This is a genomic window from Mesorhizobium sp. WSM4840, assembly GCF_055811755.1.
Genome location: NZ_JBVVQD010000009.1, coordinates 193285 through 216352 on the forward strand (window position 1 = coordinate 193285; position 23068 = coordinate 216352).

General features: G+C 64.0%; 21 protein-coding genes. 14 read left to right on the top strand and 7 right to left on the bottom strand.

The window, feature by feature from the left end; translation table 11 throughout:
• Window positions 1–2 precede the first annotated feature (2 nt).
• Complete coding sequence (locus AC0L3I_RS15110) at window positions 3–422, top strand: cupin domain-containing protein (RefSeq protein WP_473527371.1); 420 nt, start codon at window positions 3–5, stop codon at window positions 420–422.
• A 257-nt stretch (window positions 423–679) separates the two neighbouring features.
• Here the strand turns inward: AC0L3I_RS15110 and AC0L3I_RS15115 are convergent, their stop codons facing one another.
• Window positions 680–1867 carry a M24 family metallopeptidase gene (locus AC0L3I_RS15115; protein ID WP_473527372.1) on the bottom strand — a complete coding sequence of 396 codons (1188 nt, stop codon included), beginning with the start codon at window positions 1865–1867 and terminating at the stop codon, window positions 680–682.
• A gap of 278 nt (window positions 1868–2145) precedes the next feature.
• Between AC0L3I_RS15115 and AC0L3I_RS15120 the strand changes: the two genes are divergently transcribed.
• The 5 genes from AC0L3I_RS15120 to AC0L3I_RS15140 all read left to right on the top strand — a co-directional run bounded on the left by AC0L3I_RS15120 (window position 2146) and on the right by AC0L3I_RS15140 (window position 7284).
• On the top strand, window positions 2146–3756 hold the full coding sequence (locus AC0L3I_RS15120) for an ABC transporter substrate-binding protein (RefSeq protein ID WP_473527373.1): 1611 nt from the start codon (window positions 2146–2148) through the stop codon (window positions 3754–3756).
• A 90-nt stretch (window positions 3757–3846) separates the two neighbouring features.
• Window positions 3847–4833 (top strand): ABC transporter permease, encoded by a 987-nt coding sequence (locus AC0L3I_RS15125; RefSeq protein ID WP_473487806.1) that lies wholly within the window; start codon window positions 3847–3849, stop codon window positions 4831–4833.
• Window positions 4830–5660: an ABC transporter permease gene (locus AC0L3I_RS15130; RefSeq protein WP_473527374.1), complete on the top strand. Its 831-nt coding sequence runs from the start codon at window positions 4830–4832 to the stop codon at window positions 5658–5660. The genes AC0L3I_RS15125 and AC0L3I_RS15130 overlap by 4 nt, the downstream gene beginning before the upstream one ends.
• The gene (locus AC0L3I_RS15135; protein ID WP_473527375.1) at window positions 5657–6484 is read left to right on the top strand and encodes an ABC transporter ATP-binding protein; all 828 of its coding nucleotides are present in this window, start codon (window positions 5657–5659) and stop codon (window positions 6482–6484) included. The genes AC0L3I_RS15130 and AC0L3I_RS15135 overlap by 4 nt, the downstream gene beginning before the upstream one ends.
• The gene (locus AC0L3I_RS15140) at window positions 6481–7284 is read left to right on the top strand and encodes an ABC transporter ATP-binding protein (RefSeq protein ID WP_473527376.1); all 804 of its coding nucleotides are present in this window, start codon (window positions 6481–6483) and stop codon (window positions 7282–7284) included. The genes AC0L3I_RS15135 and AC0L3I_RS15140 overlap by 4 nt, the downstream gene beginning before the upstream one ends.
• Here the strand turns inward: AC0L3I_RS15140 and ggt are convergent.
• The 4 genes from ggt to AC0L3I_RS15160 all read right to left on the bottom strand — a co-directional run bounded on the left by ggt (window position 7278) and on the right by AC0L3I_RS15160 (window position 12175).
• Window positions 7278–8864 carry a gamma-glutamyltransferase gene (gene ggt / locus AC0L3I_RS15145; protein WP_473527377.1) on the bottom strand — a complete coding sequence of 529 codons (1587 nt, stop codon included), beginning with the start codon at window positions 8862–8864 and terminating at the stop codon, window positions 7278–7280. The two genes, AC0L3I_RS15140 and ggt, sit on opposite strands and share 7 nt — an antisense overlap.
• A 128-nt stretch (window positions 8865–8992) precedes the next feature.
• Window positions 8993–9847, bottom strand: a complete 855-nt coding sequence (locus tag AC0L3I_RS15150) for a TIGR01459 family HAD-type hydrolase (protein WP_473527378.1) — start codon at window positions 9845–9847, stop codon at window positions 8993–8995.
• Window positions 9844–11130, bottom strand: coding sequence for an FGGY-family carbohydrate kinase (locus AC0L3I_RS15155; protein ID WP_473527379.1), 1287 nt, complete (start codon window positions 11128–11130; stop codon window positions 9844–9846). The genes AC0L3I_RS15150 and AC0L3I_RS15155 overlap by 4 nt, the downstream gene beginning before the upstream one ends.
• A gap of 1 nt (window position 11131) precedes the next feature.
• Window positions 11132–12175, bottom strand: coding sequence for a class II aldolase/adducin family protein (locus AC0L3I_RS15160; RefSeq protein WP_473527380.1), 1044 nt, complete (start codon window positions 12173–12175; stop codon window positions 11132–11134).
• 201 nt (window positions 12176–12376) lie between these two features.
• Here AC0L3I_RS15160 and AC0L3I_RS15165 point away from each other — a divergent pair, with 201 nt between their 5' ends.
• From AC0L3I_RS15165 to AC0L3I_RS15190, 6 genes are all read left to right on the top strand, one after another.
• Window positions 12377–13159: a DeoR/GlpR family DNA-binding transcription regulator gene (locus AC0L3I_RS15165; protein ID WP_473487798.1), complete on the top strand. Its 783-nt coding sequence runs from the start codon at window positions 12377–12379 to the stop codon at window positions 13157–13159.
• Entirely contained in the window at window positions 13156–14535 is a 1380-nt protein-coding gene (locus AC0L3I_RS15170; protein ID WP_473527381.1) for an FGGY-family carbohydrate kinase, read from the top strand. Before AC0L3I_RS15165 ends, AC0L3I_RS15170 begins: the two co-directional genes overlap by 4 nt.
• Entirely contained in the window at window positions 14532–16076 is a 1545-nt protein-coding gene (locus AC0L3I_RS15175; protein ID WP_473527382.1) for a sugar ABC transporter ATP-binding protein, read from the top strand. The genes AC0L3I_RS15170 and AC0L3I_RS15175 overlap by 4 nt, the downstream gene beginning before the upstream one ends.
• On the top strand, window positions 16073–17071 hold the full coding sequence (locus AC0L3I_RS15180) for an ABC transporter permease subunit (RefSeq protein ID WP_095493261.1): 999 nt from the start codon (window positions 16073–16075) through the stop codon (window positions 17069–17071). The genes AC0L3I_RS15175 and AC0L3I_RS15180 overlap by 4 nt, the downstream gene beginning before the upstream one ends.
• 78 nt (window positions 17072–17149) lie before the next feature.
• Window positions 17150–18088, top strand: a complete 939-nt coding sequence (locus tag AC0L3I_RS15185; RefSeq protein ID WP_473527383.1) for an ABC transporter substrate-binding protein — start codon at window positions 17150–17152, stop codon at window positions 18086–18088.
• 127 nt (window positions 18089–18215) lie between these two features.
• Window positions 18216–19109 carry a sugar phosphate isomerase/epimerase family protein gene (locus tag AC0L3I_RS15190; protein ID WP_473527384.1) on the top strand — a complete coding sequence of 298 codons (894 nt, stop codon included), beginning with the start codon at window positions 18216–18218 and terminating at the stop codon, window positions 19107–19109.
• Between the two features lie 43 nt (window positions 19110–19152).
• On the opposite strand, the gene uxuA is transcribed toward AC0L3I_RS15190, so the two are convergent.
• The gene (uxuA, locus tag AC0L3I_RS15195) at window positions 19153–20337 is read right to left on the bottom strand and encodes a mannonate dehydratase (RefSeq protein WP_473487794.1); all 1185 of its coding nucleotides are present in this window, start codon (window positions 20335–20337) and stop codon (window positions 19153–19155) included.
• A 76-nt stretch (window positions 20338–20413) separates the two neighbouring features.
• Here uxuA and AC0L3I_RS15200 point away from each other — a divergent pair, with 76 nt between their 5' ends.
• Together AC0L3I_RS15200 and ftsZ are read left to right on the top strand one after the other, a co-directional pair.
• The gene (locus AC0L3I_RS15200) at window positions 20414–21199 is read left to right on the top strand and encodes an SDR family NAD(P)-dependent oxidoreductase (RefSeq protein ID WP_473487793.1); all 786 of its coding nucleotides are present in this window, start codon (window positions 20414–20416) and stop codon (window positions 21197–21199) included.
• Between the two features lie 255 nt (window positions 21200–21454).
• The gene (gene ftsZ, locus AC0L3I_RS15205) at window positions 21455–22462 is read left to right on the top strand and encodes a cell division protein FtsZ (protein ID WP_123151630.1); all 1008 of its coding nucleotides are present in this window, start codon (window positions 21455–21457) and stop codon (window positions 22460–22462) included.
• A 183-nt stretch (window positions 22463–22645) separates the two neighbouring features.
• Here ftsZ and AC0L3I_RS15210 read toward each other — a convergent pair whose 3' ends face one another.
• Entirely contained in the window at window positions 22646–22879 is a 234-nt protein-coding gene (locus tag AC0L3I_RS15210; RefSeq protein ID WP_473527386.1) for a DUF6429 family protein, read from the bottom strand.
• Window positions 22880–23068 lie beyond the last annotated feature (189 nt).

Here is a 23068-nt window from a genome sequence, read left to right on the forward strand (position 1 = left end):
CGATGACCGACCAGAGCAAGGTATTCGTGTATCCGAAGGATGTCAGCGCCTTCGGCTTCAACTGGGGCAGACTGTCGCTGACGGTGGCTCCCGAAGTGAACGGCGCGACGCGTTTTTCCGGCGGCGTCGTCGACCTGCCGTCCGGCAAGGGCCACACGCGCCACAATCATCCAGGTGCTGAAGAGATCATCTTTGTCATATCAGGCAATGGCGAGCAGATGGTCGAAGACGAGAACGGCAATCCGGTCGTTGAGAAGGTCGGCCCCGGCTGCACCATCTATGTGCCGGAAAGCCGCTTCCACTCGACGCTGAACACCGGCGATGCGCCGATGCAGCTTTTCGTCGTCTATTCGCCGGCCGGGCCGGAACTGGCGCTGCGCGAACTGCCGGATTTCAGGCTGCTGCCGCCGGGCGGGAAGTGATCTCTACACCCCGCCTCCTTGTTTGCAGCAGGGCTAATCGCATTTGGAGTTGCCCCCCTCATCCGGCCGCGGGGCCTGTCCTCGGGCTTGCCGGAGGCAAGACCCGTGGGCGGCCACCTTCTCCCCGGGGGGAGAAGAGGTAGGCGCCGTCGCTGGCGATCTCCTCTCCCTTCGGGGAGAGGTCGGATTGTCCCGAATTGCCCTTGCAATTCGGTTGGCAATCCGGGTGAGGGGGCAGCGCCTTCATTGCAAGGCTGTCAAACCCCACCCCGGTTCCAGCCCCTGCCCCGGTCGCCGAACATGACGTAGCCAGCGTCGGTGACCGCCACCGTGTCCTCCAGCTTGATGAAGCCGCGCGTCGGGTGAAGCATCGTCGTCTCGACCGAGAGCACCATGTTTTTCTCCAGCGGCTTTTCGGCATAGGTGCCTTCATAGGTCACCGGATGGTTGGTCATCAGGAACGGCGCTTCATGCGTGATCAGCCCCATGCCGTGCGCAAAGAAATCGGTATAGGGCGCGACCTTGGATTTCTTCAGCACGCCTTGCGCGTAGGAAATCATGTCACCACCCAGCGTGCCGGCGCGTACCTTGGAAAAGGCCGCCTGCTGCACCGCCTCGACTTCGGCCAACAGATCCTCGAGTTCGGCATCCGGCTCGCCCAGAATGCCCATGCGACAGAGGTCGCCGATATAGCCGTGATAATTGCCGCCGGAATCGATCGACATCACCTCGCCCTTCTTCCATACCTGCGGCGAGGCGGCGCGGTTGTGACTGGCGCCGAGCGTCAGCAGGCAATATTCGAAATGCGCGCCGCGATTGGTCTCCTCGCGCCGCAGCTGCTCGATGATCTCGGTCTTGGTCGTGCCTTCGCGTGCCCAGGCAATGGTTGCCAGCATGGAATCGGTGATCAGTTCAGAGGCGGTGCGCAGCTTCTCCAGCTCAGCTTCCGTCTTGATCGCCCGCATCCGCTCCAGCATATCAGTCGCGTCGATCAGCTTGGCGTCCGGCAACGCCTTGCGGATCAGCGTGTAGGCATCCGACGGCAGGAAAGCCGGCTCGATGCCGATGCGGGCGTTGCCCTTGCCGATTTTCGTCAGGTGCTCAACCGCGAGATTGGCGGCGTCGAGCGTGCCCCAGCAGGCGGCGTGCAAGGTCGGCGTCCAGAATGGGTTGTTCTGGTGCTCGGCGCCCTCCATGCGGTTGCCGATATAGGCGGCGTGGTCCGGCCCACCCTTCTCGTAGACCACGATAGGCAGATAGCGGCTGTGGCCGATCGCATCCATGGCGGCGAAGAAGATGAACTTGTAGCCGCCAAGCAGATATTGCGTGTTGTGCTTGGAGGTGGCGAGCAGAACATCGATACCGGCCTCCTCCATCAGCCGATCGACCCTGGCCTGGTCGAACGGGATGGTGCTGACGGCATTCTTACCCGGAGCGACGTTCATCTTTCTCTCCCTGAATTCCCTGGCCGGCCGGTCGGATCGCCGGCGGTGCCCAGTCTGGTTCTACTAGATAAGTCTGGTTCTACCAGATAAGGTCGGATTGAACCGCTTCCCTGTAACTGGTCCAGCGGACGAAATTTTCAAAGCCACATGAGGATGCGCCAAATCCGTCTCTGGCGAAACCCTCGGCAAGGCTCATAATCATCCTTGCAAGGATGCCGTCCGGCGTCCGAGGGTACTGGGCCACCCGGCCGGGTGGCTGAGAGGGACGGAGTTCGATCATGTCAGATGTCACGATTTCCAGGCGCACCATGCTTGCCGGTTCGGCATTCCTGCTGGCCTCGACGGCGCTGCCGACCATCGGTCTGGCACAGACGCCGAAGAAAGGCGGGCGGCTGGTTGTCGCCGCCGATTCCGAGCCGCGTAACCTCAACCCGGCGATCGTCGCTTCCAACGGTGTGTTCTTTATCTCGAGCAAAATCGTGGAAACGCTGGCCGAGGCGTCCTTCGACGGGAAGGACGGGCTCGACCCGCGCCTGGCGATAGGCTGGGAGGGCGCCGCCGATGGCCTGTCGGTGACGTTCAAATTGCGCGAGGGCGTCAAATGGCACGATGGCAAACCCTTCACCTCCGCCGACGTCGCGTTCTCGGCGCTGCAAATCTGGAAGCCGCTGCAGAATCTCGGCCGCACCGTGTTCAAGGATCTGGAGGCGGTCGACACGCCGGACGAACTGACGGCGGTTTTCAAATTCGCCAAACCGACACCGTTCCAGCTGATCCGCAACGCCTTGCCGGCGCTGAGCAGCGTGGTGCCGAAGCACATCTACGAGACCGGAAAGATCGAAGAGAACCCGGCCAACAACGCACCGATCGGCACTGGCCCGTTCAAATTCGTCGAACACAAGCCAGGCGAATATTACCGGCTGGAGAAGAATGCCGACTATTGGGGCAAGGACAAGCCCTATCTCGATGAAATCATCTACCAGGTGCTGCCCGACCGCACTTCGGCGGCAAGCGCGCTTGAGGCCGAAGAAATCCAGCTCGCCGCCTTTTCCGCTGTGCCGCTGGCCGATCTCGACCGCATATCCAAAGTACCTGGCCTCAAGGTGATCACCAAGGGTTATGAGGGGCTGACCTATCAGCTCGTCGTCGAGATCAACCATCGCCGCAAGGAGCTTGCCGACCTGAAGGTGCGCCAGGCGATCGCCCACGCCATCGACAAGGATTTCGTCGTCAAGACGGTGTTCCTCGGCTACGCCGCGACAGCCACCGGCCCGGTGCCGAAGAACGATCCGCAATTCTATACGGCCGATGTGCCGACCTACGCCTTCGACGTGGCCAAGGCCAACGCCTTGCTCGACGAAGCCGGCTACAGCAAGCGAGACGACGGCAAGCGCTTTTCGCTGAAGCTGCTGCCGGCGCCCTATTTCAACGAAACCAAGCAGTTCGGCGACTATCTGCGCCAGGCGCTGGCCGCCATCGGTATCGACGCCCAGCTGGTCAACAACGACTCGGCCGCCCATATCAAGGCGGTCTACACCGACCACGCCTTCGACCTTGCGGTCGGGCCGCCGGTGTTCCGCGGCGATCCGGCGATCTCGACTACCATCCTGGTGCAGAGCGGCATTCCGGACGGCGTGCCTTTCTCCAACCAGGGCGGCTACAAGAACGACGAACTCGACGCCCTCATCGCCAAGGCGTCCGAGACGCTCGACCCCACCGTGCGGACGGAACTTTACAAGGAGTTTCAAAAAAAGGTCGCAGCCGACCTGCCGCTGATCAATGTCGCCGAATGGAGCTTCATCAGCGTTGTCAGAGACACGGTGGGGAATGTCGCCAACAACCCGCGCTGGGCGGTGTCGAACTGGGCGGACACTTATTTGGAATCGTGACACTATCGCGCGGATGAAAATTCGCAGCGAAATCTGTGTGGGGCGCAGCGCATCTCACGATCGGCACACCGCCAAGCAGCCGGCGCCACCATGACCCGCGCGGTTCTCCTCCTTCGCCGTCGCCTCGTCGGCAGCGTCTTCGTGCTGCTGATTGTCGTGATCGGCACTTTCCTTTTGCTGGAAGCCGCCCCCGGCGACGCGGTCGACGCCTATATCGTCTCGACCGGCGGTGACGCCGGCATGATCGAATTGCTGCGCCATCGTTGGGGCCTCGACCAGTCGGCGTTGACGCGGCTGGCGAACTACCTCTGGGCGCTGCTGCATCTCGACCTCGGCCAGTCGGTCACCTTCTCGCGGCCGATCCGCGACGTCATCCTCGAACGCCTGCCCAATACGTTGCTGTTGATGGGCAGCGCCACCGCGCTCTCCTTCGGGCTCGGCTCGGCACTCGGCATCTATGCCGGCGCCAGGCCCGGCAGTTTTCGCGACCGTTTCCTGTCGATCGGTTCGCTGGCGCTCTATGCGGTACCGGGCTTCTGGCTCGGGTTGGTGCTGATCATCATCTTTGCCGTCGACCTGCGCTGGTTTCCGATCGGCGGCATCGAGAGCATCGCGTCGGGCAAGACCGGCCTCGACCGCGCGGCCGATATCGCCCGCCATCTCATCCTGCCGGTGTCCGCACTCGGCTTCATCTATCTGGCACTCTATCTGCGCATGATGCGCGCCGGCGTGGCCGAAGTCTGGCGGCAGGATTTTGTGCTCGCCGCTCGCGCCAAGGGGCTTTCCCGCCGCCGCATCGTGCTCGCTCACGTCGCCCGCAACGCGCTGTTGCCGTTGGTCACCATGCTAGGCCTGCAATCGGCGCAGATGCTCGGCGGCAGCGTCGTCATCGAAAGCGTCTTTTCGGTGCCCGGCCTTGGCCGGCTGGCGCAGGAGGCGGTGGCGGCGCGCGACACGCCGCTGCTGCTCGGCATCATTCTCGTCAGCGCCGTTCTCGTTATCATCATCAACCTTCTCGTCGATATCGCCTACGCTTTCCTCGATCCGCGCGTCGGCGCCAGCGAGACCAGCGCGTGAGCCCGTTTCGCCGCTTTCTTCGCACGCCGGAAGCGATCGCCGGCGCGATCATTCTGGTAGTGCTGTTCGCCATGGCGCTATCGGCGTCGCAATTCTTTCCCGGCGATCCGCAGGCTATTGCCGGGCCGGCGCTGCTGCCGCCCTTTCAGGACTGGTCGCTGCCGCTCGGCACCGACCGGCTCGGCCGTGATGTGCTGGCCGAGCTTCTCCACGGCGCCCGTACCTCCTTGGCGGTCGGGCTGGCGGCGGCAGCCGCAGCCCTTGCCGTCGGCGCAATAGTGGGCACGCTGGCGGGCTTTGCCGGCGGCCTCGTCGACGAGGTGCTGATGCGCATCACCGACGCCTTCCAGACCGTGCCGAGCTTCCTGCTGGCGCTGGCTTTCGTCAGTGTCGTCGGGCCGTCGCTCGGCGTCGTTGTCGCAGCGATCGCGCTTGGCGCCTGGACGGGGCCGGCGCGTGTTGCCCGCGCCGAAGTGCTGTCGATCCGCGAGCGCGATTTTGTCGCCGGCGCCCGTGTCATCGGCATGCATCCGCTGGAGATCGCCTTTCGCGAAGTGCTGCCCAACGCATTGCCGCTGGTGCTGGCGCTGTCGTCGGTGATCGTCGCCGCCGCGATCCTCACCGAAGCGGCCCTCTCGTTTCTCGGCCTCGGCGACCCCAACCGCGTGACCTGGGGCGGCATGATCGCCGAAGGTCGCGCCGTGCTGCGCACCGCGCCTTTCCTGTCGATCATTCCGGGCGTAGCGCTCGTGCTGACCGTGCTCGGCGTCTATCTCGCCGGTGAAGGCTTCGTCGAGACGGCGGCGGTGAGAAGGAGCCTGTCGTGACGGCGCTGCTTTCGATCCGCGATCTGACGGTGATCTATCGCCGTGACGGCAGCGAGGTGGCGGCGCTGAAACATGTCGGCTTCGATGTCGCCGCCGGCGAACGCTTCGCCATCATCGGCGAGAGCGGTTCGGGCAAGAGCACGCTGGCGCTGGCCATTGCCGGGCTGCTGCCGCAATCCACCAGGATTGAAGGCCGTATCGACTGGTTTTTGCAGTCGCCGCCATCCGAATTCATTACCCGGTCCACCCACACCCCACTCGGTGGCCGCGATATCGGCTTCGTCTTTCAGGACCCGTCGGCCAGCCTCGATCCGGTGATGGCGGTCGGCGAGCAGGTCGCGGAAGTCGCGAATACGCATCTCGGCCTTACTTGGTCGCAATCCTATGCCAAGGCAAAAACCCTGCTTGGACGCGTCCGCCTGCCCGACCCGGAGGTCGCTCTGCGCGCCTATCCCCACCAGCTTTCCGGCGGCCAGAAGCAGCGCGTGGCGATCGCCGCAGCGATCGCGGCCGGTCCGAAACTGCTGATCGCCGACGAGGCGACCAGCGCGCTCGATACAATCGTGCAGGCCGAGATCGTCGCGCTGATCCGGCAATTGGTGGCCGAGGACGGCATGACGCTGCTGTTCGTCAGCCATGACATCGCGCTGGCCGCCGAGCTGGCCGAGCGCATCGCCGTGTTCCGGCACGGCGAGCTGGTCGAGCTCGGTGCGACGGCGCAGATCATCGCTAGCCCGCGCCACGCCTACACAAGAGCGCTGCTCGACGCCCATCTCGGCCTCGATGCCGAACCGCTGCTGCGGCAGGCAGGAGCGACGAGGTGAGCAGTCCATTGCTGGCCGTTTCCGGCCTGACCAAACGATATCGTCGTGGCGACAAGACGATCGCCGCCGTCGATGACATTTCCTTCCACATCGAGCCCGGCGAGACGCTGGCGCTGGCCGGGCCGTCCGGCAGCGGCAAGTCGACGATCGCCAGGCTGGTGCTGCGGCTGATCGAACCGGACGCCGGCCATATCGAGTTCGAGGGCGGCGATTTCCTGTCCCTGAACGGCGCTGCCTTGCGCGCACGGCGCGCGCGTTTGCAAATGGTGTTCCAGGACCCGCTCGCCGCCTTCAACCCGCGCGCCATGGTAGCGCGCGTGCTTGACGATCCTTTGCGCATCCATGGCGTCGCATCTCGACCGGAGCGCCCGCACCGCATCGCTGCTCTGCTCGAGCGTGTCGGCTTGAGCGCTGATCTCGCCGGCCGCGCCATCCACGAGATCTCGGGCGGCCAGCGCCAGCGCATAGCGATTGCTCGCGCCATCGCCACAATGCCGTCGCTGATCGTGCTCGACGAAGCGGTGTCTGCGCTCGACGTATCGGTGCGCCGACAGATCCTGCAATTGCTGCTCGATCTGCAACGCGAGCAACGGATCGCCTATCTGTTCATTTCGCATGATCTTGGCGTTATTAGCGCCATCGCTCATCGTGTCGTCATTCTCGATGGCGGCCGCGTCGCCGAGAGCGGCAATGCCCGTGCGGTCATCGGTGCCCCGCAGTCGGCGATCGGCAAGGCGCTGGTGGCGGCAGCGCCAAAGCTGAACAGGACCAGCACGCAGGACGCGGCCGATCGTCAGTAACCCAGCGCGCAACCGTCCTTGCGTGGATCGGAGGCGCCGGTAAGCGTACCCTTGTCCCAGTCGATCAGCACCAGCTGGCCGCCGCCATGCGGCTCGGTCGCGATGGACACTTGGTGGCCTCGCTCGCGCAGGCCGGCGATTGCATCGGCCGGAACGCCACGCTCCGCCTCCACCGTATCCTGTCTGTAGAACACGCGTGGCGCATCCAGCGCCTCCTGCGGGTCCATGCCGAAATCGATCATGTTGGTGAGCAGGTGGACATGGCCGAACGGCTGGTAGCCGCCGCCCATCACGCCGAACGGCATGATCGCCCGGCCCTTGGCTGTCACCATGCCTGGCATGATGGTGTGCATCGGGCGTTTTCCCGGGGCGATTCGGTTTGGGTGGTCCGCCGCCAGGCGGAAGCTGCTGCCGCGATTCTGCAGGACGACCCCGCTCTTGGGGCCGACCACCCCGCTGCCGAACGAATAAAAGGTCGAGTTGATGAAGCTGACTGCATTACGATCGCGGTCGACCACCGAGATGTAGACCGTATCGCTCGGCTGAAGCTCCAGGCGTGGCAGATGCGTCATCGCGCGCGCCGGATCGATCTCGGCGCGAAGCTGGTCCGCATGGGATCTGGACAACAACTGCTCTACGGGGACATGGACTTGGTTCTGGTCGCCGATGAAATTGTCGCGGTCCTGATAGGCAAGCCGCCCCGCCTCGATCTCGAGGTGAAAGCGCTCGGCGCCGTTCGGCTCCAGAGAGCCGAGCGAAAAGCCCGACAGCACATTCAGCATGATCAGTGCCGTCAGCCCCTGGTTGTTCGGCGGCATCTGATGGATGTCGTAGCCCCGGTAGGATGTGCCGACCGGCCTGACATAGTCGCCCTTCGTAGCCGCAAAATCCTCGAGCGCATGCAGCCCACCGAGAGCACGCAGACGCGACACCATGTCATCGGCGACCTCGCCTTCATAGAAGCCGGCACGACCGCGGCGCGAGACGATGCGCAAGGTGTCGGCCAGTTGCGGCTGCCGGTGCAGTTCGCCGGCCAGCGGCGCCTTTCCATCCGGCAGAAAAATCCGCGCGGCATGTTCGTCGGCGGCCAGCAAGGCAGCACTTTCAGCCCAGTCGAAGGCCACACGGTCTTGGACGACGTAGCCCTGTTCGGCGTAACGTATGGCGGGTGCGAGCGCGGCGTCGATGCCCTTTCTGCCGTGATCCTCGAGCAGGCGGCACCAGGCGTCGACGGCGCCCGGCACGGTGACTGCGTGCGGACCGGACTCAGGCAGTTCGTCATGCCCCCTGTCCAGATACCACTCAGCCTCTGCTGCTGCAGGTGCGCGGCCGGAGCCGTTGAAGGCCAGAACCTCGCCTTGGCCGTTGGGACAGTAGAGGACGAAACAGTCGCCGCCGATACCGGTCGATTGCGGCTCGACGACCGCCTGCACCGCCGCCGCGCACACGGCTGCATCCATTGCATTGCCGCCAGACCGCAGCATCTCGACCGCCGCCAGCGTCGCCAGAGGGTGCGATGTCGCGGCCATCGCTTCCGTCGCACGAACCGGCGAGCGCCCGGGGAGTTGGAAATCACGCATGCAGTTCAATAGCCTCTGACCAACCAGATGTGAACTGGCAACAGCAGCCAAAGGGCTGCGCCACGAAAAGCAGCACGAACGACGAAACGATCACCATGGCAGCGCTCAACCCTCGGAAGCAGCCCATCTCAATCTGCGAATTTGAAAATCTCCGTAGTGTAATCGGGGTAGGCGTCCAGACTGTCGAAAAGGTCGGCCAGGTCAGGGGTATCCGCCAATATTCCGGACAAGACCAGCGCAGTCGCCACGCCGGCACCAATTCCACCAGCGATATCGTGTTCGACGCTGTCGCCGACACAGACCACGCTGCTGCGCTCCGGGTTGCCCGCCAGCGCCAGCGCGGCGTCGAAGATCGGGGCGTAGGGCTTGCCGATGCGGGTGACGCTGCCGCCGAAGCTCTCGTAGAGATCCGCAAGCTGACCGGCGCCAAAGCGAGGCCCCACTGCCGTCAGCATGATCTTGTCGGGATTGGTGCAGAAGCACGGCACCTGCCGCATCGCTGCCGGTGCAAATAGTCTGCGATAATGGTCGATGTCGTAGCGATCGCCCTCGCTGGCGGCGATCAGCACCAGCTCGGCATCGTCGCCGTCCCCGGTCAACGTGAAAGGCAGGCCTTCAATCGCCGAGCGGTCGCCTTCGCGGCTGATCAGCAGGCACTTTGTGTTTGGGCGCAGCGTTCCGGATATCGCCATTTCGTGAAAGGACCGCCACGCGATCTCGCCGGAAGAGACAAATTGATCCCAGCTTCCTGGTTGGAAGCCGAGCTTCAGCAACCGGGCCTCATTGGGCCGCGCCCGCCTGCCGGAGTTCGAGACCAGCACGATCGTCCTGCCTGCTCGCTTCAGCGCCGACAATGCCTCCACAGCGCCCGGATAGGGGTTCGTACCATCGTGCAGCACGCCGAACTGATCGAGCAGGAATACTTGATAGCGCTCAACCAGCGCCGCGATGCCGTCGAGATGTTCAACCGTTTTCGTGCTCACAAAAGCCCCGCTTCGATTGCGCCCATCAGCGCCAGCCGCGCCGTGCCGGCGGCCGCCTCGTCCGAAAGCGCGGGCAGAAAATCGACACCCAGCTTGCGCTGCCGGATCGCGGTCCAGGCGATGTTTGCCGCACCGCCGCCGACACTTCTTACCGACGTCAATTGGGGGGCGCCGAGTTCGGCAAGCCGGCCATAGCCGAGCGCCTCGATCGCCGCAATGCCCTCGAACATGGCTTTCAGATAGTCGGCGTCGTCCGCAGGCCGCGGCGTCAGACGTGGCGGCAGAGCAGGGTCGGCTATCGGAAAGCGTTCGCCGACCGCGGGAAGCGGATAATAGTCGAGGCCGGTCTCCGTCATGGGGTCTATGGCCGCACTCAGCTCGATGATACGCCCGAGCGAGAAATGCTGCGCCAGCACCTTGCCCCCCGAATTCGACGCACCACCCGCCAGATAGGCATCTCCCAACCGATGGCTGTAGATGCCGAACTGCGGCGCCGAGATCGGCCGGTCGGAGAGGATTTTGAGGGTCAGCGAGGACCCCAGCGCGGTGACGCCGTCGCCAACTGCCGCAGCGCCCGTCGCCAGGAACGACGCGCAGCCATCGGTCGTGCCGGCGGCCACGGCGACGTCGTGCGCCAGGCCGAACAGGTCCGCTGTGCTCGCGGTGAGCGTTCCCGTGACATCGCCCGGCCTGACGACATCAGGCAGGAGTTCCATGCGCATGCCGGTCGCCGCGATCCAGTCCGGCCAGCGGCGGGCCTCGAAATCGTAGCCGGTTTTCAGGGCATTGTTCTCGTCGCTGGTGTCGAAGCGGCCAGAGAACTGTGCCGCGATCCAGTCGGCCTGATGCAGCACCGCGGCAACGCCAGACAGGCGCTGGTATGACAGCGCCTTGGCGAGACCGGACGTCGCCCCACGTGCTGCGCTCGCGGCCGGCGCCTCGCGCGCGATCACCGCCAGAATGGCGTCGTCGTCGACCTTGTCGTTGTACATCAACGGCTCGGCCAGCGGCCGCCCGGCGCCGTCGACCGGCAGCAGCGTGCCCGAAGTGCCGTCGACGGCGATCGACCGGACCGCCGCACGATCGATGCCCGAAAGCAGTTCCGCCAGCGCCGCGCCCACCGCTGACCACCACACTGAGGGGTCGCGGGCGTTCTGGCCAAATCTGTCGAGTGGAACGGCGGAACGCGCGGCAATCGAAAAATCCGGGCGCATGGCGACGGCGCGGGCGCCTGATGTGCCGATGTCGATGCCGATCGAAAGGGGGCCAATTGGACGCGCCATGTCAGCCGCCAGCTGCATTGAGTTTCTGGCGATACTGCTCGGCGTCCCAGTTGATCAGTTCGTCGTTCTCGGCGGCGGTCAGATAATTCAGCTTCGCCGCGACGTCGACCCGCGCCGTCACGTCGGCAAGGCAGCGTTGCATGGCATCGGCGCCGGGACTGGCGTCGCCGCGCATCAGCACGCCAAGCCCGGGAAACAGGATCGCCACCGGTGCCGTGCCGCACCGTTCGATGACGCGCAGAACGTCCTCGCCAGGCCGCGCCACGACCGAACCCTTGCCGAGAAAGATGACGTGATCGGGATAGAGGCTGCCCCCCGACGCCATGCGGCAGGTTTCAGGATCGATCGCGACGGCATGCGCTTCGACATCCGCCGGCAACCTGTAACCGGTGCGTCCGATGAGCGCCGTCAATGCCGCGATGTCTGGCTCCGCCACCTCGCGTGGCGGCCGCGCCAGCAGCCCCGTGACGCGGCGGAGCAGCGCCTCGGCGCCGGCCACGGTCTCGGCTGCGACCACCAGGCCGTGATTGGCAAGGATCAGCACATCGACCCCAGGCCGAAGGCGCTCGGCAATGCACTGGGCAAGCGGCAGGCCCGGCCGGAGATAACGGACATACGCCCATTCGAGGCCATCCAGGCGCTTGGCGAGTTGAGCCTCGCAGTCGGCCTGCACGGCAAGCGAAATGGTGTCGACGCAGTGGACATGCAGAACGACGCGCTGCGGCATCAGCGCGTGAACCGTGGTCTCGATCGAGGGTCGCAGCTTGCGGATGTTGAGCGCCTGGATGGCGAACGCCTGTGGCTGATCGGCGGCCGGGTCGCGCTGTTCGACAGCCCTGAGCAGCGGGGGGATCGCCACGGGAACCATGATGTCTTCGGCGAGCGCATTCTTCAGCCAGGTACCCGAAGCCTTGATCCAGAGCGTGTCTCCGGCTTTCAGCGAAGTGTTGCCGCCCGCGGCCTGGGTCAAATGCGGGTCGCGCCCGATGCTGGCCGAAAGCGACCGCAAAGCGGCCAGTTCCTGCGCATCCGCATTGATTGCCATCGAAACTCCTTTCAACAAACCGGCCGCGTAGCCACGGCTTTGGATCCCCGTAGCTGGGATAACGAATGACGTTGGTATCGCAGATGCGAGTAAGTTACGTCAATGGTGATCTTATCCCATCAAATCTAGCTTGCAATCTGATCCGCGTTGAGTAAGTTTCACCAATTGCCGTGGCAAAATGGCATTTCGGGAGGGTATCCGTTGAGCGACTCCGGCCGCCAGCGTCAGATCGTAGACTTGTTGCGGGATCGCCCCTTCGCCTCGGTGCGCGAGCTGCAGGAGCGGCTCGGCGTGTCGGCTGCGACGGTGCGGCGCGACATCGACAAGATCGACGAGGCCGGCGAAGCACGGAAGGTCTACGGCGGCATCTCGGCGCTCGATGGCGCTTCGCAGGCGGGTGTCGCCTTTGCCAGGCCTTACGACGAGAACCGCGATCTCGCGGTCGAAGCCAAGCGGCAGATCGCCGCTCTCGCTGCGACCATGGTGCGCGATGGCGACGCCGTCATCGTGCATGGCGGTTCGACCTGTTTCCATCTCGGCGCCAAACTCGCCGACCGCAACATCCGGCTCTACACCAATTCGATGCCGCTCATCGCCTATTTGAGCGACCACGGCCATTGTAGCCTAACCGTTGCCGGGGGTGAACTTCATCGCGAGCCTGGCATCATTCATTCGCTCACCCAGACGGTGCCTTTCTACGCATCGAAGTTCTTTCTTGGCGCGCAAGGCATCAGCCCGGAGGGCGTGCTGGAATCGCATCCGCTGCTGGTCCGCTCCATCGTCGAACTCAGCCTATGCGCCGACCAGATCGTGGTGCTGGCCGACAGCCGCAAACTGTCGATCCACGCGCGCAACGTCGCGCTGCCCTTGTCGCGCATCGGCACGCTGGTGACCGACGACGGTCTTTCCGATGCCGACGCACGCATGCTCGAAAACGCCGGCGTCATGGTGCGGATCGCCTCTGCCTCGGGAGCCGTCCAGTGAAGGTGGCCGTCCTCGACTTCGGCAAGACCAACTCGAAGCTGTTCGTCTTCGGTCAGGACGGGCAAATCCTCGACGAGCGCCGGACCCAGCCGAAATGGACGCGCAAAGGCGGCTTCAGCGTGCTCGATGAGGCAGCGCTTCACGATTGGGCGGCTCGCGCCGTCGGCGAGGCGGTCGATATCCATCGCATAGAGGGGTTGATGGTTTCGGGCCATGGCTGCACCTTTGCCTTGATTGACGATGCAGCGCTGACGCATCCGATCCTCGACTACGAGCAGGAGCCGCCGGCCGAGATTGCCGCTCAGATCGATCGCCGCATTCCGGATTTTGCCGAGACCTTCTCGCCCCATCTGCCGCTCGGCTTCAACTATGGTCGCCACATGCTGTGGCTGAAGACGGTGCAACCAAGCGCGTTCGCCGCCGCCAAATCGATCCTCGGTTATCCCCAGTACTGGAGCTGGCGCTTTGGTGGCCGGGCGGTGTCGGAGGTGTCCTATCTCGGCTGCCACTCGCATCTGTGGGCGCCGCGCAAGCGCGATTTCTCCACGCTGGTAGACGCCGAGGGTTGGCGCCGCCAAATGCCCGCCTTCGAGCGTGCCGGCGCGGTGATCGGCGAGCATCGCTTTGGCGGGGCGACACGGCCGATCGCCATTCACAACGGTGTCCATGACAGCAATGCGGCGCTCCATGCCTATCGCCGCCAGGAGCTTGGCCCGGTCACCGTCGTCTCGACCGGCACCTGGGTCGTCGTGCTCAATCCGGACTGCCCGCTCGACGCGCTCGATCGCGATCGCGACATGCTGGTCAATGTCGATGTCGACGGTGGCCCGGTGCCGACCATCCGCTTCATGGGCGGCCGTGAATTCGCGACGATCAGCGCCGGCTGGCAGGGCGCAATCGACCGCTCCTCGGTACAGCAGGTGATCGACGCCGGCATCATGGCGCTGCCCAGCTTCGCACCAGGTGGGCCGATGCCTGGCCATCCCGGCGAACTGGTCGGGCGCACACCCACCGCGGAGGAGCGCGCGGCCGTGGCGCTGCTCTATGTCGCGCTGATGGTCGATCTGTGTCTCGACCTGATCCATTCGAACAACACCATAATCGTCGATGGCGGGCTGAACAGTGGCGGCCTGCTCGCCAGCCTGCTGGCGCAGCTGCGTCCCGGCCAGGCCTTCATGCAGGGCGCCACGCTGGAGGGCAGCGCCACTGGAGCGGCGGCTCTCGCCTTCGAGAGTGTTGGACGCGAATTTGCCGCCGAGGCGCCGGAGCCTGTTCGTGCTTCAAGCCTCACAGGGCTTGCCTTCTATCGCGACAGCTGGCGCGGCCTTTCCGCCGACCGAGGCATCGTTGGTGCAGCAGCGGGAGGCGCGCGATGACCGCCGCTGCCCGGTTCGAACCAGTGCGCCAGCCGGTGCTGGAGATGCGGCACATCTCCAAGACGTTCGGCCCGATCCGCGCCTTGCAGGATGTGTCGCTGACTGTGCACGCCGGCGAACTGCACGCGCTGATGGGAGAAAACGGCGCCGGCAAGTCGACGCTGATGAAGGTGCTGTCCGGCGCCTATCGGCCAGATCCCGGCGGCGACATCTTGATCGACGGCGCGCCGGTCGCGACCGGCGACCCGATCAAGGCACGCGCCAATGGCATTGCCGTCATTTATCAGGAGCTGTCGCTGGCGCCCAACCTGACGGTTGCCCAGAACATCTTCCTCGGCAACGAGCCGAGACGGTTCGGCATCGTCGACCGCGACCAGTGCAACCGGCGCGCCAAGGAAATCGTTGCGCGGCTCGGCGTTTCCTTCCCGGCGCGCTCCCTTGTCTCCAGCCTGTCGCTTGGCGAGCGCCAGATGGTCGAGATCGCCCGCGCGCTGTCGAGCAGCGCGCGCATCATCGTCATGGACGAGCCGACGACCTCGCTGACCTCGCGCGAGACGGACAGGCTGTTCGAGGTGATTGCGACGCTGAAGTCGCAGGGCATCGCCATCATCTACATCAGCCACCGCATGGAGGAGGTCTACCAGCTTGCCGACCGCGTCAGCGTGCTGCGCGACAGCGGCTATGTCGGCACGCTCGATCGCGCCGATCTGAACGCCTCGCGCCTCGTTTCGATGATGGTCGGCCGTGACCTGTCTGCCTTCTACAAAAAAGATCACCGCCCGCCGGACAGCAAGCGGGCGATCGCATTGTCGGTGCGCGGTATGTCGGATGGCAATCTCCTGAAGCACTGTTCCTTCGATCTGCACAAGGGCGAAGTGCTGGCGCTGGCGGGCCTTGTCGGTTCGGGCCGCACCGAGCTCGCACGGCTGATCTTCGGCGCCGACAGGCACACATCAGGCACGCTGGAACTCGACGGCAAGCCGATAGCGATCGGCTCGCCGCGCGAGGCGCTGGACGCCGGCATTGCCTATCTTACCGAAGACCGGAAGGAACTCGGCCTGTTCCTCGACATGTCGATTTCCGACAATATCAGCATGGGCGTGCTCGCCAGGGATGCGCAGGCCGGAGGCTTGCGCGACTTCGCGACGGCCGAAAAGCGCGCCGCCAAGGCCGTTTCCGACCTCTCCATCCGCACCAGGTCGGTGCAGGCCAATGCCGGCTCGCTGTCGGGCGGCAACCAGCAGAAGGTGCTGCTCGCCCGCCTGCTCGAAACCGAACCGCGGGTCCTCATCCTCGACGAACCGACCCGCGGCGTCGATGTCGGGGCGAAGTCGGAAATCTACCGGCTGATCGACGATCTCGCCAAGAAGGGCATCGCCATCCTGATGATCTCCAGCGAACTGCCGGAGGTGATCGGCGTCGCCGACCGCGTGCTGGTGATGCGCGACGGCACTATCGCTGGCGAGGTGACGGCATCCGAAGGCCAGCCGCTCAGTCAGGAGGCAATCATGGAACTTGCAACGGGAGCGGCCAAGGGATGACCGACAAGGCAACCGAGATGAGCGCGGGCGACCAGGCCGTCGGCAGAAGCCGGCGGCTGCGCACCGCCTTCGCCGCCCTTGGCATGCTGCCGGTTCTGATCCTTTTGGCGGCCGGCTTCCAGATCATGAACCCGCGCTTCCTCACCGAGACCAACCTGTTGATCGTCACGCAGCAGTCGTCGATCAACATCGTCCTTGCGGCCGGCATGACCTTCGTCATCCTGACCGGCGGCATCGACCTGTCCGTCGGCTCCATCCTTGCCGCATCGGCGATGGTGGCGGTGATGGTGTCGCTGGTGCCGGAGTGGGGCATGCTCGGCGTGCCGGCGGCCATTCTGGTCGGCCTCGGCTTCGGCGTCATCAACGGGCTGCTCGTCGCCTATATCAAGCTGCCGCCCTTCATCGTTACGCTGGGTTCGCTGACCGCCGTGCGCGGCGTCGCCCGCCTGCTCGGCCAGGACACCACGGTGTTCAACTCGGACCTGCCGTTCGACTTCATCGGCAACGGTTCGCTGTTCGGCATTCCCTGGCTGGTCATCATTGCTCTGTCGGTCGTGGTGCTGTCCTGGCTGGTGCTCAAACGCACCGTGCTCGGCACCTGGATCTATGCCGTCGGCGGCAATGCCGAGGCCGCCCGCCTCACCGGCATCAAGGTGCCGCTGGTGCTGCTCTTCGTCTATGGCGTTTCAGGCCTTCTGGCCGGTCTTGGCGGCGCCATGTCGGCGGCCCGGCTCTATGCCGCCAACGGGCTGCAGCTTGGGCAGTCCTACGAACTCGACGCCATTGCCGCGGTCATTCTCGGCGGCACCAGCTTCGTCGGCGGCGTCGGCTCGATCTGGGGCACGCTGATCGGCGGCCTGATCATAGCGGTGCTCTCCAACGGGCTCATCCTGGCCGGTGTTTCCGACATCTGGCAGTACATCATCAAGGGATTGGTCATCATCGTGGCGGTCGCCCTCGACCGCTACAGGCTCCAGGCAGGAGCAAGAACGTGATTGACCTTAGTCGCCGGCGTCAACGACCCGGTTTCATGTAACGCACCGTGAGAGGCGCGGGGCATCAGGAGGAAAACAATGAAGACCATCGCTAAACTGCTCTGCGGCGTTGCCCTCGCGGCCGTCGCCATCGCACCGGCTTCGGCCAAGGATCTGAACAAGGTCGGCATATCGGTCGGCCTGCTCGGCAACCCGTTCTTCGTCGCCACCATCAAGGGCATCGAAGACACGGCCAGAAAGATCAATCCCAATGTCGAGGTGACGTCGGTGTCGGCCGACTACGACCTCAACAAGCAGGTCTCGCAGGTCGACTCCTTCATCGCGGCCGGCGTCGACGTGATCATGCTCAACGCCGTCGATGCTAAGGCCATCGCACCAGCGGTTAAGAAGGCGCAAGCGGCGGGCATCGTTGTTGCCGCGTTCGACGTCTCGGCGCCGGGCGCCGACGTCACCGTGATGACCAACAACGTCAAGGCCGGCGAAGCGGCCTGCCAGTACCTCGTCGACCAAACCGGTGGCAAAGGTGACTATGTCATCCTGAACGGCCCTGCATCGTCGTCGATCCTGGAGCGGGTGAAGGGCTGCAAGGACGTGCTTGCGAAGCACCCGGATATCAAGATCCTCTCCGACGACCAGAATGCCGAAGGCTCGCGCGACGGCGGCCTAAAAGTGTTCCAGTCGCTGCTGACCCGTTTCGACAAGATCGATGCGGTATTCGCCATCAATGATCCGACGGCGATCGGCGCCCAACTTGCGGCCAAGCAGCTCAACCGCTCGGAGTTCATCTTCACCGCGGTCGACGGCGCGCCCGATATCGAGAAGGAACTCTCTTCCGGCACGTCGATGATCAAGGCCTCGGCCTCGCAGGATCCTTACGTCATGGCTGGCCAGTCGCTGCAGATGGCAGCCGAAGTGCTTGCCGGCAAAAAGCCGGCCGAGGCGACGGTGCTGCTCGACCCGCAGCTGATCACGGCCGAGAACCTGAAGGACTACAAGGGCTGGACGGCGGCCCGCTAGCTTAGAGCCTCCCAAGGCTGGTGCGGCCGGGACGACCGGTCGCACCGTTTTTTTGTTTGAGCATCGGATTTTCCCAAAACCGGTTTCCACTTTTGGGTCCGATGCTCTCGACCAGCAGGAGACGATCATGTCGCGCATTGGAATCCATTCTTTTGTCTGGTCGGCGAGCTCGGTGCAAGGCGACCTCGAGCGGACGCTGGCCAACACCAAAGAGGCCGGCTTCGACCTGATCGAATTCTCCTATCTCGACCCTGCCAATGTCGATATTGGCGGACTGGCCAAGCGCATCGCCGAGCTCGATCTCGGCGTGGCGATCAGCATCGGACTACCGGCCGACGGCGACATTTCAAGCGCCGACAAGGCGATTGCCGCGCATGGCGTCGAAATCCTGAAACGCACGATCGCGCTCACCCGCGATCTCGGCGGCCAGAAGGTCGCCGGCATCCTCAGCACCAGCCATGGATTGCAGGCGCAGGCGCCGACACGCGATCAATGGAACCGCAGCGCCGGAACGCTTGCCAAGGTCGCGGAGACCGCCAAAGCCGCCGGCGTTACGCTCAACCTCGAGATCGTCAACCGCTTCGAGAGCAATCTGCTCAACACCGCGGCGCAAGGGCTGGCGTTCATCGAGGACACCGGTTCCGACAACATCTTCCTGCATCTCGACACTTTCCACATGAACATCGAGGAGGCCGATATCGGGCTGGCCATCCGCCATGCGGCTGACAAGATCGGCTATGTCCATATCGGCGAGAGCCATCGCGGCTTCCTCGGCACCGGCAACATCGACTTTGCCGCGATCTTCGATGCGTTGACCGCAATCGGCTATAGCGACGACCTCAGTTTCGAATCCTTCTCGTCCGAGATCGTCGACGAGAACCTGTCGAAGAAAACCGCCATCTGGCGCAATCTGTGGACCGACAATATGGAACTGGCCCGGCATGCGCGCCGCTTCATCGCCATCGGGTTGGAGACGGCACGGCGCAAGGCCGAGCTTGTTTCATCAAGCCATCGACCTTAGCACCAGCCGATGTTGATCGCCCGGGCCTTCCTGTTTGCGATCCTCAGGCCAGCTCAAAACGTTCCACAGCGCGCATGATGCCACGCAGTTCGGCGAGGCCTTTCAGGCGGCCGATCAACGAGTAGCCGGGGTTGATCCTGGTCTTGCCGATATCGTCGGCAAGCAGATGGCCATGATCGGGTCGCATGGGAATCCGCCAATCGGCGCGACCTTCCCTACGGCGACGTGTCTCTTCCTGCATCAAAGCGAGGATGACATGCGCCATGTCGGTGCCGCCCTCCAGATGCTCGGCTTCATAGAAGGAGCCGTCATCCTCGATGGTTACATTGCGCAGATGGACGAAATGGATCCGGTCGGCGAATTCCTTGACCATGCCGACAATGTCGTTGTCGGCGCGCGTACCATAGGAGCCGGTGCAGAATGTCAGGCCGTTCGCCGGGCTGTCGACGGCGTTGAGGATGAAACGCGCGTCCTCGGCAGTCGAAACGATCCGTGGCAAGCCATAGAGCGAGAATGGCGGGTCGTCGGGATGGATGCACATGCGCACTCCCTCCTGCTCGACCACCGGAATGATCTCGCGCAAAAACCAGGCAAGATTGTCGCGCAACTCCTTCGGCCCGATCGAGTCATATTCCGCCAATGCCTCGCGAAAACTATCACGGTCGTAGCTGCGCTCGGTCGCCGGCAGGCCGGCAATGAGATTGCGCTCGATCCTGTCGATCTGCTCGTCGCTCAGTTCCTTCAGTCGCGATTCCGCTTCGGCGACACGTGCCGCGCTGTAGCTGGCTTCGGCATTCCTGCGCTTCAGGACGAAAATGTCGTATGCGGCAAAATCGATCGCATCGAAACGCAGGGCGTAGCCCGTCGTTGGAAGCCGATATGCAAGGTCGGTGCGGGTCCAGTCGACCACCGGCATGAAATTATAGCAGATCGTCGCAATGCCAGCCTTGGCGAGCGCACGGATCGTGTCCTTGTACCAGCCGACATAGCGAAGCCTTTCCGCCGAGCCGATCTTGATCGAATTGTGGACGGGAATGCTCTCCACGACCGACCAGGTCAGCCCTTCGGCCTCGATGATCCGCTGGCGCTCCAGGATGTCCGTCAAAGGCCAGGCGCGGCCGTCGTAGATATTATGCAGGGCGGACACGACGCCCGTGGCTCCGGCCTGCTTGACATGATCGAGCGTCACCGGGTCGTTCGGGCCATACCAGCGCCAACACTGTTCCATCGAGGCTTTCCCTTTGCGATAAAACAGAACCGTATTGTTGGGCCACAATGGAAGTCAAATTAAAGGAGTTTGCGCAATGAAGGATTTCGACGGCAAGATCGCTCTGGTGACGGGGACGACCGGGATCGGCCTGGCGACCGCCAGACGTCTTGCTGCGGGCGGCGCGGCGATCATCGCCTGCGGCATCGATCGCGCGGCCAACGCGGCGATGACAGCGGAACTGGACAGCTCCGGCGCTGGGGCGCTGGTCATGACCGTCGACGTCTCCGTGCCGGATCAGGTCCGCGACGCGGTCGCAGCCGGTGTCGAGCGGTTCGGCGGCCTCGATATTATCGTCAATTCCGCGGCAGTCCATCCGTACGGCACCGCTGTGAGCACCGATTTCGACATCTGGAACCGGGCGATGTCCGTCAATGTCGGCTCGATCTACCTGACCGCGCATTTCGGTATTCCGGAAATGCTCAGGCGAGGCGGCGGCGCCATCGTCAACGTGGCTTCGGTGCAAGGTTTCGCCTGCCAGCAGAACGTCGCCGCCTATGCCACGACCAAGGGCGCCATCCACACATTGACGCGCGCTCTGGCGCTCGACCACGCGCGCTCTGGCATTCGCGTCAATTCCGTCAGCCCGGGCTCGATCCGCACCCCGATCCTGGAAAAGGCGGCGCGCGGCGAAAACGGCACCGACGCCGATGTCGAGGCCGCCTACAAGCGCTTCGGCGAAGCGCACCCCATCGGGCGCATCGGCGAGCCGGAGGAAGTGGCGGAACTCATCGCCTTTCTGTGTTCATCGAAAGCCGGGTTCTGCACCGGCGCGGACTACAGGATCGATGGCGGCCTGACTGCCGGCATCGGCGTGAAGTAGAACGGGAAAATCGTTTACGGGAGACGTTGTCATCGGACGACATTCGGGCAGCCGCCACACGTAGCACCGACGGCGAACCAATAGCGCATAACATGCGCGAGCGCGAATAGTGCACTTGCAGCCGGTTCAACCGTCTGATTCCCTTGGTCACGCTCGGCTGTCCTGATTCGCGCACTGTCCAAAGTCTTTGCAGTGCGCCAGGAACAAGCCTTCCACCGACCGCTGCGCTTGCGCATTCAAGGGGAGAGACGGCAAATGAACACTGCAACGAGGCCGGCAATCTCGGAGATGAGGCCCAAAATATCCGTCATCGGGGTTGGCGGCGGTGGCGGCAACGCCATCAACAACATGATCGCCGAAGGCTTGCAGGGCACCGAATTTATCGTTGCCAACACCGATGCCCAGGCGCTCACCATGTCGAAGGCAACGCGGCTGATCCAATTGGGAGCGCACGTCACGGAAGGCTTGGGTGCAGGCTCCCTGCCCGATGTCGGCCATGCCGCGGCCGTCGAATCGATCGACGAAATCATGGATCATCTCGCGGGAACGCATATGTGCTTCGTGACCGCGGGCATGGGAGGCGGAACTGGAACCGGTGCAGCACCGGTCATAGCGCAGGCCGCGCGCAACGCGGGAATACTGACCGTGGCCGTCGTCACCAAGCCGTTCGTCTTCGAAGGAAACCGCCGAATGCATGCCGCCAATGAGGGCATCGAGCGGCTGCGCGAAAGCGCCGATACCGTCATCGTCATACCGAACCAGAACCTTTTCAGGATCGCCGATGCCAGGACGACCTTCGCGGACGCTTTCGCGATGGCGGACCGCGTTCTCTACGCCGGCGTCGGCTGCATCACCGATCTCATCGTCAAGGAAGGCCTGATCAATCTCGACTTTGCCGATGTGAAGTCGGTGATGCGCGATATGGGTCGCGCGATGATGGGGACCGGCGAAGCCACCGGGGAGGACCGCGCCAGGAAGGCAGCCGAAGCGGCGATCGCAAACCCGCTTCTCGACGAAGCCTCCATGATGGGCGCCAAGGGCGTCCTTGTCTCGATATCGGGCGGCACTGACATGACGCTGTTCGAGGTCGACGAAGCCGCCACCCGCATACGCGAGGAGGTCGACGCCGATGCCGACATCATCGTCGGCGCCATTTTCGACAAGGCGCTCGCAGGAAAATTCAGGGTGTCGGTCGTTGCGACGGGATTGCGGCGGGGGCTTGAGATTCCGCTGACGGTGGGGTTGGAGAACCGTATCAACTGAACCAGGCGCCATGGCAGCGCCGGCGGTAGCAATTCGACTTGAAAGTCCGCCGCTCCGGACACCGCCGCCAGACGGTGGTCGGGCGGAACGCCCAACCGCAATTGTTGCGGGATGAGCCTGCGGAGCAAGTTGTCGGTTTTGCCTGCGCGACTCTTGCTGTCGAATTGGAACGCCAGCCAGCGCTCACGGCGCCGGCCGCGTGAACAGGGTGCGGAACAGCTCCTCGGCACGTCGCAGGACTTCATCTGTCAGAACTACCGACTTCGCCTTGATCGCTGGGTTGGCGATCAGCCCCTTCTGGTGCAAGCGATCCAGAGCATCCCAATCCAATCCCTTCCAGGCGCGCCTCTCTTCATGCAGCGTTAGCCAAAGCAGCCCCAGAACGGCATTGTCGATCTTGTCGGTGTCCATCTCCATGCCAGGCAGTTTAACACGGGAAGACGGCGCCTGCCGAGACCCACACCATCGGGTAACTTGACGAGCATCAAAAACTGGCCGCGCCAGGCCGCAAACGCAAAACGGCCCGCGCGAGGCGGGCCGTTTTGTGGATTTGGTTGCGGGGACAGGATTTGAACCTGTGACCTTCAGGTTATGAGCCTGACGAGC

Excerpts from the sequence above, each read along its gene's own strand:
- AC0L3I_RS15200 (WP_473487793.1), top strand. The coding sequence starts at position 20,414 with ATGAAGGATTTCGACGGCAAGATCGCTCTGGTGACGGGGACGACCGGG.
- AC0L3I_RS15175 (WP_473527382.1), top strand. The coding sequence starts at position 14,532 with ATGACCGCCGCTGCCCGGTTCGAACCAGTGCGCCAGCCGGTGCTGGAG.
- AC0L3I_RS15125 (WP_473487806.1), top strand. The coding sequence starts at position 3,847 with ATGACCCGCGCGGTTCTCCTCCTTCGCCGTCGCCTCGTCGGCAGCGTC.
- AC0L3I_RS15190 (WP_473527384.1), top strand. The coding sequence starts at position 18,216 with ATGTCGCGCATTGGAATCCATTCTTTTGTCTGGTCGGCGAGCTCGGTG.
- AC0L3I_RS15110 (WP_473527371.1), top strand. The coding sequence starts at position 3 with ATGACCGACCAGAGCAAGGTATTCGTGTATCCGAAGGATGTCAGCGCC.
- ggt (WP_473527377.1), bottom strand. The coding sequence starts at position 8,864 with ATGCGTGATTTCCAACTCCCCGGGCGCTCGCCGGTTCGTGCGACGGAA.
- ftsZ (WP_123151630.1), top strand. The coding sequence starts at position 21,455 with ATGAACACTGCAACGAGGCCGGCAATCTCGGAGATGAGGCCCAAAATA.
- uxuA (WP_473487794.1), bottom strand. The coding sequence starts at position 20,337 with ATGGAACAGTGTTGGCGCTGGTATGGCCCGAACGACCCGGTGACGCTC.
- AC0L3I_RS15120 (WP_473527373.1), top strand. The coding sequence starts at position 2,146 with ATGTCAGATGTCACGATTTCCAGGCGCACCATGCTTGCCGGTTCGGCA.
- AC0L3I_RS15115 (WP_473527372.1), bottom strand. The coding sequence starts at position 1,867 with ATGAACGTCGCTCCGGGTAAGAATGCCGTCAGCACCATCCCGTTCGAC.
- AC0L3I_RS15185 (WP_473527383.1), top strand. The coding sequence starts at position 17,150 with ATGAAGACCATCGCTAAACTGCTCTGCGGCGTTGCCCTCGCGGCCGTC.
- AC0L3I_RS15180 (WP_095493261.1), top strand. The coding sequence starts at position 16,073 with ATGACCGACAAGGCAACCGAGATGAGCGCGGGCGACCAGGCCGTCGGC.
- AC0L3I_RS15210 (WP_473527386.1), bottom strand. The coding sequence starts at position 22,879 with ATGGAGATGGACACCGACAAGATCGACAATGCCGTTCTGGGGCTGCTT.
- AC0L3I_RS15155 (WP_473527379.1), bottom strand. The coding sequence starts at position 11,130 with ATGGCGCGTCCAATTGGCCCCCTTTCGATCGGCATCGACATCGGCACA.
- AC0L3I_RS15160 (WP_473527380.1), bottom strand. The coding sequence starts at position 12,175 with ATGGCAATCAATGCGGATGCGCAGGAACTGGCCGCTTTGCGGTCGCTT.